Below are 10,558 nucleotides of genomic sequence, written 5' to 3'. Positions count from 1 at the left end.
CCCGGTCGTTAAGTGCCGTCGCGCCAATGGTACTGCGTCTCAAGACGTGGGAGAGTAGGTCACCGCCAAACCTAGAAAAGACCACAACCGTATCTCTCTAAACGATCCCACCCTGATCAACATAACAATCAGGGCAAAATCGCCGCGGGATGGAGCAGCCCGGTAGCTCGTCAGGCTCATAACCTGAAGGTCGTAGGTTCAAATCCTACTCCCGCAACCATCGTTTCCGACCAAGCCCTCGCCATAAGCGGGGGCTTGGTCGTATCCGCATTCCCCAACGCCAGAATACCCGCCAGATCACCGCTGAGTTCGATCCTGTGCCCATCGGGCGCGTCCGCTGCTGGCACCATCCGGATCTCGGAAATCAGACTGCGCATCGCCTCGGCAGCCTGGACCCGAACTGCTGGGTCTGAAAGGGCGTCGACCAGGTCGCCGATCTTCTGGCGATAGAGATCGCCGAGGCTCGGGTGCATCCGCAGGACGGCCGGCTCTGGGGCCGCCGCAACCAGGGTTGCGAGGCTCCGCTTTCGATCCTCGAGCCCCGCCAACTTCTCCTTCATCGAGGAGTGATACATGCCGTCCTCGACGGCCAAGAGGAGACCGTCGATCTTCTTCTCGACCTGGGCGAGTTCCCGCTTGGCCTTTGCGCGCGCTGCCTGCGTGTCGGCTTGTGCCGCGTTCCAGGCCGTGCGGTATTCCTCGATGAAGGTGTCGAGGAGGGCAGGGTGGAGCAGGCGTTCCCGAAGACCGGCCAGGACCCGCTCTTCGACGGCGTCGCGGCGGATGGTGGCTCGGTTGGTGCAGATGGCCGTTCCCTTGTTGCGTACCGCCGAGCACCCATACCGGGTCTTGTTGATGAGTGTGTAGGTTGCCCCGCAGCATCCGCATTTGATCAGTCCTGAGAGCAGGTAGGTCGGGCGGCGTGCCCGCTCGGGACGAAGTCCACCGTCTTGTACCCCTGCGGGGTTCATCTCCTCGCGGATCGCTCCCTGCCTCTCCTTCACCCGTTGCCAAAGATCGTCGTCGATGATCCGGAGATGCTCGACCTCCCGGATCACCCACTTCTCTGGCGGGTTCAGCCTCGCCTGCCGCTTGCCGGTCGCGGGATCCTTGACGAACCGCTGCCGGTTCCAGACCAGGAGACCGATATAGGCCTCGTTGTTGAGGATCCCGGTTCCGCGTTTCCAGTTGCCCGAGATAGTGGATGGGCCCCAGGTGTCGGCATTTTTGCCGTTTGCGGGGCTGCAGATGCCTTCCGCATTCAGCGCAGCGGCGAGCGCGCGGGCAGACAGGCCGGCGGCATAGCCCTCAAAGATGCGACGAACAGTGGCGGCCTCGTTCTCGACGATCTCGCGTTCTCCCGTGGTCACCGTGCCGTCGGTGCGAAGTGCTCTCACCGCGCGATAGCCATAGCTGATGCCGCCCGCCGACTTCCCATTACGGACGCGGCCTTCCAGACCGCGATGTGTCTTCTGGGCGAGTTGCTTGAGAAAGAGGGCCGACATCGTGCCGCCGAGGCCGATGTGCATCTCGTTGATCTCGCCCTCGGCCTTGGTCACGACCGACACATCGAGGAAGCTCATGCGCTTGTGCAGAGCTGCAATATGTTCTTGATCGCGCGACAGACGGTCAAGTGCCTCTGCGACGATGATGTCGAACTGGCCGTTCATCGCTGCCTGCTGCATCGTCTGGAAGCCAGGCCGCAGGTGCGAGGCGCCACTCATGGCTTCATCGGTGAAGACCTCGACCACCCGCCAGCCGCGATCGGCGCAGAGGGACCGGCACACGCGGACCTGATCCGTGATCGACGCGGCGGATTGCAGGTCACTGGAGTAGCGCGCGTAGATCGCCACGCGGGTGGGCGCATTTGGTGTCATGCATCACTCCTTCGGATCGGAAGCGGCGATCTCCTCGCGCACGGCCTGCTGTGCGAGCAGACGGACGAGATGGCGCAGCGCGGGATGGAACGGCTCTGGCGGTTGGCAAACGACGGGACGAGCCGACGCATGGTCCAGGGGCGCCGCCGCGGGCGGCGTCTCCTCTGGATTCGCGTGTCTTGTCCGCTCCCGTGCCACTGGCCGAGTTCTCCCGATCCCCCGCCCGTAAGTGCTGCGGGAGGTGCAAATTGGTGATGATCTGTCCGGGACATGCCCCGGCTGCTGCTGTCATCATCATATCGTGGCCGCACGGGCAGGGTCGCCTGCCAAGAGAAGGGGCCGAGGGGCGTTTGGTCGGGATTATGTGGAAAACTCAGGGGCGAGACATGCGGGGGCAGCGCGTTGGCGCGACGAGACGCCCCGGCAACATGCGGGCTCGGTTGGTCAAAATATTACCTGAAGGGAGTTCTCCATATTGCGGCAGGCACGGGCGGCTTTGATGCAGGATGGGGCGACCTTTGCCAGATGTTTGCGATTTGGTTTTGTGCCAACTGGACCTCGGTGCCCCTGCCATTGCGCATGTCCGTGGGCGATGATGGCCGCACGAGGCGAAGTTTGCGAATATCCTTTGTGCAAACCGAGGGCGCGCTCCGCGCCATCGCCGCAGTTTTGCAAATTCGTTTATGGCAAAACGGGGCTCCGGGCGACGTGATCGCTTCTGGAACATGGAAGCGCGTCAGGGGGACGCACTTCCATGTCCGTGCTCCTACTCGGAGGGACCTCCGTTCAGGTCTGTATCTGCGAGGTCCACCGGCTGCAGTCCCGAGAGCCAAGGACGAAGGTCGGCCTCCTGAAGTTCGCGGTGCTCGACGAGATGTGCGGCCAACGTCTCGAGCAGATCGCGATGCGGGGCGAGCAAGGCGCGGGCGCGGCGCTCGAACTGGTCGAGTTTGATGCGAAGGCGATTACAGTCCTCGGGAGAGAGCTGCTTCAGGTCAGGTGGTCCGATCCAGGCGTTGCCGTTGACGCCGAGCCCGAACTCACGGTCAAACTGCAACTGGAGGGCGGAGGCCTGGGCCAGATCGCTTTCGACACTGCCGCCGGCGCCCGCGCTGATCGCGCCGAGGCACAGGCGCTCGGCCGCGCGCGCGGCCAAGATGATAGTCAGCTCGTTCTCGACCTCGAGCGGAGTGCCCTGGTGAATTGCGGAGCCGCGGGACGTGGATCCGCCGTCTCGCGAGATCTGCATCCGGCGGACCGGTCCCGCGCCAAGCAGGGTCGCGACGATGGCATGTCCACTCTCATGGATCGCGATCCGGCGATCATAGCCTTCGGGTGCCGCCGGACGCGCTGCGATCAGCGTTGGGATGCTCAGGCGCTGGCCTGACCGCCGCGCCTGTGCCATCGCCGCGCGGAGAGTCGCATCGATTGTGGCTGGCGTCTCGCCAGAGAAAGTGCGTGTGAGCCTTGCAAGATCCGGTTCCGTCGCCTCAGGCAGGGCACGCCGCAGGATCTGCAGGATCTGGGCCTGCGTCGGACGCCCCAGACTATGGTGCAGGTCAAACCGGCCGGGCCTGAGAATGGCCGGATCCAGAGCTCCGCGGTGGTTCGTTGCACCGATCAACAACACGCCCTCGCTGCGCCGGAGCGCATCGATCTCTTGGAGAAACTGGTTGATGACCTGCCGACGATAATTAGCGGAGTGCGTGTCGTGACTGTCGCGCGATCCGGCTGCGTCTACCTCATCGATAAACAAGACGGCGGGCCGCTTCGCTGCTGCTGCAGCGAAAGTCCGGCGCATCTCGCGTAGCATGTCGCCAAGGTGGCCAGCAGCTTGCCACGATCCGAATGAGCCTTCGACGTGCGGGACGCCAGCCGAGGCGGCAATAGCGCGAGCCAGCATGGACTTACCGGTCCCGGGTTCGCCGTGGAGAAGAAGGGAAGAATTGATCTCGCTCCACTGCGCTTCGCCGCGGCGCCATGCGGTCAGGTCCGCCACGAGATCCCGCGCGGCCTGATGCGCGGGACTGTCGCCGCCGCTCTCCTCAAGCGTCATGTCGCCTGAGCCGGTGGCGTCGGGCATCTGAAACCTTGCCAGCGCTCGTGCCGCCGCCGTGGCATTGGGCTGCCGCAGGGCTGCGAACAGGCTGAGCGGGTCGAGATCTGCCAAGGCCGCGTCGCTCGGCAGGAGCGGACGGATATGCTGGCGGTCGATTTTGCCAGTGGAGGAGTGGGTCTGTGCGAAAAGACAAAGCAGCATCTCGCGGTCCAGAGAGGCGAAGCGGATCGCGGGTGGCAGGACCCGACTCAACCGCGCAGGCAGCCGGGCGCCTGCGGGAAGCAGGATCATGAGTGGATGCGGCAGGGCCAGCGCCGCCAGGATCTCGGCCTCAAGCTTGATGTAGGCTTGCTCGGGCACCATGCGGCTCGTGGGGTCGACGGGCCGGAGCAGTTGCAGGATCCCGCTGCGAGCTGCGCGCGGGGCGCGCATCTGCGCCGCCCAGCCTTCGGGTAGAAGCAGTCTACCGATCGAGGTTGCGGCACCCGCGAGCTGCTGCGGATCGATGCCATCGATCACCGTGACCTTGCGACGATGGAGGGTGTCGAGGAATGCGGGCTCCGTGCAGAAGGTGGCCGCGAGCTGCAGCGCGGTCAGGATCTTGCCCGGCTCGATGAACGGTTTGGGCGTATCGGCGCCGGTCTCGTCAAGCGTCCAGCCGTCGACGCCTGCCGCGCGCATCGCTTCAAGATCGCGGGAATCGTGCCGCTGGCTGTGCTCCAGCTCGTCGAAGAGCGCGACCGCGCTCTGGTTGGTCGGCCTCTCGGCCGGATCGATCCGGTCGCCCTCTGTTGCGAGGTCGAGATCGTAGCGGTCGTCGGCCTCCGCCGTGCGGAGGCGGCGCAGGATCGTTCGGGCAAAGGGGGCCCAATGGGCGCTTGTGGGCGTCGGCATGTCGCGGTGCTCCATGACAAGGGGAAGGGGGCCGGCTGACGCCGGTTCTTTCCGTGAGAAGGGGAAGGTGAGGGAAGAGGGCGGAATCAGGTCGCGCGCGAGGACAGGGCCAGATCGTCCAGCAACAGCAGAATCTTTGGCTCGAGGCGGGCGTGATAGATCTCGGAGCGGACGCGAAGATGATCCTGATAGATCGAATAGGGCAGGATCGCATGCGGATGCTGCTCCTCAAGGCACCGGTGGAGTCTCTTCTCGATGCGCTGCGCCTTGCGGCCTGTCGGGATCGCGACCTGGTCGAGGAGTGTGCCGTGGATGTCAGGACCACACATCAGTTGATGAAACAGTCTGCTCCTCGGATTGCGCGAGAAGCCGAGTTTGACGGCTTGGGTGCCGCACGGCAGGATGAAGCGCATGCAATAGATGAAGCTAGGCGCTGTCGCCCAGCTGACACCGCATCCGCCGCAGCAGACCCGTTCGGTTTGCATGTTGGCGCGCGCGACGTCTTGCTGGTGTCCGCAGCGGTGTCGATAGCGGCGATAGCTCGAGCCACGGTCTGGCGACGGACCGACCAGCTCCCAGCCGGCGGTGCGCGCTTCGGCTTCCTCTGTGAAGCGTTGGCAGGTCTCGCAGCGGAGCGCGCAGTTGCCTGCAACGATCCTCTTGATAAGCTCGAACTGACGCGCAACGACATGGCCGCAGCGCGCACGATACAGCCCACGCTTGCGGTGCTGCGGGTCGCGGCCAAGCCATTTGACACCAGCAGCGGTGGCATCCTCGCGCCAGCGATGCTCGACGCAATGGGGGCAGATCGGAGTGCTACCAAGAATGACGCTATGGCGCTTCTCGTGCGTGCGCTCACAGGTCTGGCACTTCAGTTCGACATAGGCGGGGTCTGCGCAGCGTTGCATGATCTCGAAACCATTTGCGTGGGCGGCGACCTGCCAGTTGTCATGGATCGGCAAGACGCTGACGGGTGGCTTGGCCCAGGAGTGTGGAAAAGATGGGGTCTGATGGGGCATGGGAGAAACCTCCGGATGCGGGGTCGCCAGCCCGCTGCCCGTGAGGGCGCGGTGGGCGCACGCGTCATCTGTGAATGGACACGGGGAATCCGTCCGGCGCGGGGCGCGCGCCGGGCTGTTAGCTACTGGAAGTGGGGATCAGATCGCGCAGGTCGCGATCAGCGCATCCGGCTCAGCATCTGTGGTCGGCTCTGCCCGGGCCGCGACCGGGTCATTGAATTCGCCAAGATCGGCAATGGCGTCGAGGTGGGAGTGGCAGGTCTCCAGCATCTGCTGCACGCGTGCCCCCACGGCGCCGGAAACGCAGCAGGCGAAGAGCGGCGCATAGCTGTCGAGCAAGCGATGGAGCGCGGTGAACTCGACCTCGTTGTCGCTCACGATCAGCGCCCGCGTGAGCAGGGCCGAACGCTTCAGAGGCCGGTCCTCAAGACGCTCGAGCGGTGACGCGGTGATTGCGTCCGTCGCGTGCAACACGTCTTTCCGCGCCATCTCGGCATCGGCGGTCCAAGCCTCGAACGCCAAGTCGAAGCAGTCAGCCGCCTCCAGATCCCGTTCGAACTCGATGTACTTCGAGAGCGCGATGTTCAACTGCGTGAACCGGCGCGAGATAGTGCTGTGCGAAAACAGGTCGCGCGATGCTTCCGTCACGTTGGGGAGCGTGGTAGAGATGAGAGTAGCCATGGATGATCTCCAGATGATCGTACAGGGTCAGGGCAGGGCGAGAGGGTAGGATCTCTTGCCTTTGCCCGTTCAATATGGGATCATGCCATTATGATGTCAACGTCAAAATGGTAAGATTAATGGCGCCTCCGAAGAAAGATACCGAAGCTCTCACGCTCCGACTGCCTCGAGAAATGATAGAAGCGATCGATGACCGGCGGCGCCGAGAGGCGGATGTACCAACTCGCCCCGAGATGATCAGAAGGGCGCTGGTGCAGTGGCTCTCCATGACCGATGATGCTGCGAAGCAGTAGTCGGTCAGGGTAGGGACACAGAGCAGGTCTACCGGATTTCCGAGCCGAGATCAGGGTTCACGGCACTAGGTCTCCTGAGCGAAAACCGAAAAGCGATATGAGATTCTAGCCCGGATAACCCGGGTCCAGCAGGCTGCTGGCCGCAGGGTGTTTGTCGAGGCGCAGGCCGAGAACAAACTGACGAGGAGGGGATCGAAGGGGGTATCCCCCTCGCGAACGGGTATGTTGAAGATGCGGGGGCGCCCCGGGGCTGCAATATACCTAGTGAGTAAGTTCGTTGAAAATCCGTATAATTTTGTGTCGGGATTTTCGCTGGGATCCCGGAGACTCGAGAGGTCAAGAGATCATCGAGGTTCAGAATGCCCGCAAATACAGAGATTGCCAAGCCCGTTCCGTCCTCCGGAGAGCAGGTCACCGCGGCTTACCCCATCGTGCTGCGCTTCAAGGGAATGGCGCCTGACCTGATGCATAGGTTCGTCTTGCATGACGGCAGGAGCGGCGGCGATCTCTCGCATGTCGATCTCGCGGCCACACGGGAAAATCACGTTCTGCATGGACGCCCGGATTGGCATGAAAAGGTGAAGCAGCGCATTCACCTTGTTCGCCATGCCAACCACCGCGAAGAGATCCGCGCACAGCTTGCGAAACACCGGATCAAGGAGGCGAAGCGAATTCGTCTGGAGGGGCCTTCCGATCCCTGGCGGCCAAGCAAGGAGGGGCCCATGCGCGAAGGCATCCTGACCGTTCACAAATCCTTCTTCGGGGGTGTCGGTCGGCTGGAGTGGGATGTGAAAAAGGTTGAGGCCTTTCGGCAGCGCGCGCTCGAGTTTCTGAAAGAGCACTTCCCGGGTGACCAACTGTTGTATGTTGTCGCACACGCAGACGAGGAGGCCTACCACCTTCATTTCGTAGTCGCGGTCTGGGACGAGAAGCACAGTGTCAACCGCGGGCGCCAGATGGTGCTGCAGCCCTCGGCCAACCCGCTGCTCGCGAACTACGAGCATGCACAGGATCTTGCGGGGATGGCCTTCACCGATCTCGGAATCTGCCGCGGTGAGCGGCGGGCCGAAGCGCGCAGGGAGGCACGGCGCAAACAGGAGGTCGTTCCGCCGCCACGCCGCCATGTGCCGCCTTCGCAGTGGCGCACCGAGCAGATCGTCAAGGGGAACGCCACGGCGAACCGGATGCTTGAAGATGCAAGGGCGGCTGCCGGGGCGGTGACAGCGGGCGCGCGCCCGGAAGCCGAGAAGATGGTTCGTAAATGTCGCAAGCGCGCGATAAAGGACGCGCGCCGTAGGAACGCCGTGATGCAGAAGGCCGAAAGGGCCGTGCAACGCCAGATCGCCGAGGCACAAAGCGCGCTGGTGGAAACGCAGAGCGCATTGGTGGAAACGCGGAGCGAAGTCTCCGCCCAGCAGGTGCAGATTGACAGGCTGGTGAAGAAACAAGGCGAGATACACATCAAGGCGCTGTCGGTAATCGCGGAGAAGAAGGCAGAGTTCGACAGCCTACGCACGCGTGTGCGCGAGATGAAGCAGGAGGTCGTCGAGCTTTCCAGCGAGGCAGAGGCGGAGCGGACACAGGTCACGGTGCTGCGCGCGCAGGTGCAGGCTGAAGGCGCTCGGGTCGAGGCGGCGAAAGCGCGGTACCAGGCGCTGGCGTTGGGCTTGCGGTTGTTCGAGAGCCATCAGATCGGCTGGGAATCACTGCGCCCTGATGAGCCGCGGCAGCTCGTCTGGGTGCAGGCCGGCCGGAAACCCACGCCCTTGCCCAAAATTGTCGACGACCGCTTGGCTCCGGCTAAGTCGCTGCTTGAACTGATCATCGAGCTCATCTGCCAGATCCTGGAGGCGCTGTTCGCTTCACGCGAACTGGCCGTGGTCCAGGATGTCGAAATCATCCAGCAGGCGCGTGTGGAGCTGGGGTTGGAGCCCAACATGACGATCGAGGACGTCCTGGTGCGCAGGGCAGGAGAGGCGAGGCCGACGCTTTGAGTGCCGAGGTGTACGGCATGGGCAGCTTCGCTCGCATGCGTGCCAGCCCTGCCGCCTTTCTGTGTCTGTCGCCGAACGCCCGGTGACCCTGAGGCTCTCTCGTTGGTGCCGCTTCTATTCCGATCGAGGCTCAGGCCGCGCCCCGCTCACCTGCCGAACCTGCCCGATCAGCCAGCGCAGCGCAGGATCGGTGCGCCGACGTCTGGCGGAGATCGCGGCGAAGGGAATCGCGGGCAACGCGATGGGCGGAGCGGCGATCATGAGGTCGGGGCCGACAGTATCCAGACACCGGCGTGCGACCGTCAGGATCAGGTCGGTGCCGCGAACGACATGCGGCGCCACGTTCCAGTGAGGCAGAACCAAGGCGACGTGCCGATGCTTGTGATGCGATCGAAGGTGGAGGTCGAGCTCCGTCGCCGCCTCGCCATGGACCGCCGTAAGGATATGGGGCGCTGCCCGGTAGCGTGCTTCGGTCAGGCCGTGATAGGGCTGCGGCTGGGCTAGGGGATCGAGAAGACAGGCATATTCGTCTTCGAACAGGGTCTCTGCCACGCAGCGTGAGGGCAGATCGGGAAAGACCCCAAAGGCCATGTCGATCTCGCCGTCGACCACCGCGCCGATCATCCCTTCGCGGCTTTTCTGCGTGACCACGAGGTCAATGCTCGGCGCCTCCGCGCGCAGGCGCTGCATGAGGTCTGGAAGCAGGAGTGCAGTGCCATAGTCAGACATGGCAAGGCGGAAGACATGGCGTTCGGTCGGGTCGAAGCCCTCGGGCGCCAGCACGGTGCGGATCTGCGACAGCGCCTCGGCCAGTGGTGTCGACAGCTCCAGTGCCCGCAATGTCGGCTCCATCTCGCGTCTGCGGCGGTGAAACAGGGGATCATCCAGCAGGATCCGCAGGCGTGCAAGCGCATGGCTGACCGCGGGCTGGCTCATGTTCAGTCGCTCGGCCGCGCGCGACAGATGTCGCTCGGCCAGAAGCGCGTCGAGCACGACGAGAAGGTTGAGGTCGATGGCACGCAGATTATTCATGCGCTGCATATTGCTGTGTCCAAGTCGAATTTCAAATGCGCTTTGCATTGGGTCACACGAGAGGGACATCGTAAGGGAGCGTGTCATGCCGTTACTTCCCCTCTTCATCATCGCTGCCCTCGCCGGAGCCGCAGTGCCTTTTCAGGGGGGTGCCAATGCGGCCCTGGGGCGCGCGCTTGGCCATCCGCTCTGGGCAACGCTTGCGTCGCTTGCGGTCAGTGCGCTGTGCATCCTGCCCGTCCTGATGATCTTGCGCGTTCCGCTGCCGACACTTGGCGGCCTGACGGGGCAACCGAAATGGATCTGGATCGGGGGGATTGCCGGGGTGATCTACGTGACCGCCGCGATCCTGCTGATGCCGAAGCTGGGGGCGGCCAGTTTCATGATCGCCGTGATCGCGGGGCAGGTGATGGGGGCGCTGCTGATCGACTGGACGGGCGGCGTCGGGCTGCCCGAACGGCCGGTGGATGCGACGCGGCTGGCCGGGACAGCGATGGTCCTCCTGGGCGCGATCATCGTCCAGTGGTCCGTGCTGTCGCGGTGAACGCCGGTGCTTTACGTCCGCTCCGCGATCCGGGATACAGGGCGGGCACCTGTCTCGGTGCCCCGGAGGAGCACATATGAAGTCAGTAGACCGAACATCCTGAATTCGGTCCCGGGTTGTGTCCCGGGGCTGTCTCGCATCGCCACAGGCGACTGCGCCGGGTTC

General features: G+C 63.9%; 8 protein-coding genes and 1 tRNA gene. 4 read left to right on the top strand and 5 right to left on the bottom strand.

Annotated elements, in window-relative coordinates:
• Window positions 1-143 precede the first annotated feature (143 nt).
• Window positions 144-220, top strand: a tRNA-Met gene (locus LCM15_RS21620).
• Here the strand turns inward: LCM15_RS21620 and LCM15_RS21615 are convergent.
• The 4 genes from LCM15_RS21615 to LCM15_RS21600 all read right to left on the bottom strand — a co-directional run bounded on the left by LCM15_RS21615 (window position 177) and on the right by LCM15_RS21600 (window position 6,530).
• Window positions 177-1,877 (bottom strand): recombinase family protein, encoded by a 1,701-nt coding sequence (locus LCM15_RS21615; RefSeq protein ID WP_224859895.1) that lies wholly within the window; start codon window positions 1,875-1,877, stop codon window positions 177-179. The two genes, LCM15_RS21620 and LCM15_RS21615, sit on opposite strands and share 44 nt — an antisense overlap.
• 766 nt (window positions 1,878-2,643) lie before the next feature.
• Window positions 2,644-4,830: an AAA family ATPase gene (locus LCM15_RS21610; RefSeq protein WP_224859893.1), complete on the bottom strand. Its 2,187-nt coding sequence runs from the start codon at window positions 4,828-4,830 to the stop codon at window positions 2,644-2,646.
• A gap of 86 nt (window positions 4,831-4,916) precedes the next feature.
• A complete protein-coding gene (locus LCM15_RS21605; protein ID WP_224859892.1) occupies window positions 4,917-5,849 on the bottom strand; it encodes a GIY-YIG nuclease family protein in 933 nt (310 codons plus the stop codon).
• 138 nt (window positions 5,850-5,987) lie between these two features.
• On the bottom strand, window positions 5,988-6,530 hold the full coding sequence (locus tag LCM15_RS21600) for a hypothetical protein (RefSeq protein WP_224859891.1): 543 nt from the start codon (window positions 6,528-6,530) through the stop codon (window positions 5,988-5,990).
• Between the two features lie 74 nt (window positions 6,531-6,604).
• Here LCM15_RS21600 and LCM15_RS21595 point away from each other — a divergent pair, with 74 nt between their 5' ends.
• Both LCM15_RS21595 and LCM15_RS21590 read left to right on the top strand, forming a co-directional pair.
• Window positions 6,605-6,823, top strand: a complete 219-nt coding sequence (locus LCM15_RS21595; protein WP_318246075.1) for a ribbon-helix-helix domain-containing protein — start codon at window positions 6,605-6,607, stop codon at window positions 6,821-6,823.
• Between the two features lie 359 nt (window positions 6,824-7,182).
• Window positions 7,183-8,817, top strand: coding sequence for a plasmid recombination protein (locus LCM15_RS21590; protein WP_224859890.1), 1,635 nt, complete (start codon window positions 7,183-7,185; stop codon window positions 8,815-8,817).
• Window positions 8,818-8,931: 114 nt separating this feature from the next.
• Here the strand turns inward: LCM15_RS21590 and LCM15_RS21585 are convergent, their stop codons facing one another.
• Entirely contained in the window at window positions 8,932-9,858 is a 927-nt protein-coding gene (locus LCM15_RS21585; protein WP_224859889.1) for a LysR substrate-binding domain-containing protein, read from the bottom strand.
• A 76-nt stretch (window positions 9,859-9,934) separates the two neighbouring features.
• On the opposite strand from LCM15_RS21585, the gene LCM15_RS21580 reads away from it, so the two are divergent.
• Entirely contained in the window at window positions 9,935-10,393 is a 459-nt protein-coding gene (locus tag LCM15_RS21580) for a DMT family transporter (protein ID WP_224859888.1), read from the top strand.
• The last annotated feature ends 165 nt before the right edge of the window (window positions 10,394-10,558 follow it).

Source organism: Salipiger bermudensis (genome assembly GCF_020171625.1).
Classification (GTDB): Bacteria; Pseudomonadota; Alphaproteobacteria; order Rhodobacterales; family Rhodobacteraceae; genus Salipiger; species Salipiger bermudensis_B.
Note: the sequence above shows the minus strand (reverse complement) of the source record. Positions and strands in the feature narration are given on the sequence as shown.

Coding starts and splice junctions, on each gene's coding strand:
- LCM15_RS21615 (WP_224859895.1), bottom strand. CDS start 1,877: ATGACACCAAATGCGCCCACCCGCGTGGCGATCTACGCGCGCTACTCC.
- LCM15_RS21610 (WP_224859893.1), bottom strand. CDS start 4,830: ATGCCGACGCCCACAAGCGCCCATTGGGCCCCCTTTGCCCGAACGATC.
- LCM15_RS21605 (WP_224859892.1), bottom strand. CDS start 5,849: ATGCCCCATCAGACCCCATCTTTTCCACACTCCTGGGCCAAGCCACCC.
- LCM15_RS21600 (WP_224859891.1), bottom strand. CDS start 6,530: ATGGCTACTCTCATCTCTACCACGCTCCCCAACGTGACGGAAGCATCG.
- LCM15_RS21595 (WP_318246075.1), top strand. CDS start 6,605: ATGGGATCATGCCATTATGATGTCAACGTCAAAATGGTAAGATTAATG.
- LCM15_RS21590 (WP_224859890.1), top strand. CDS start 7,183: ATGCCCGCAAATACAGAGATTGCCAAGCCCGTTCCGTCCTCCGGAGAG.
- LCM15_RS21585 (WP_224859889.1), bottom strand. CDS start 9,858: ATGCAGCGCATGAATAATCTGCGTGCCATCGACCTCAACCTTCTCGTC.
- LCM15_RS21580 (WP_224859888.1), top strand. CDS start 9,935: ATGCCGTTACTTCCCCTCTTCATCATCGCTGCCCTCGCCGGAGCCGCA.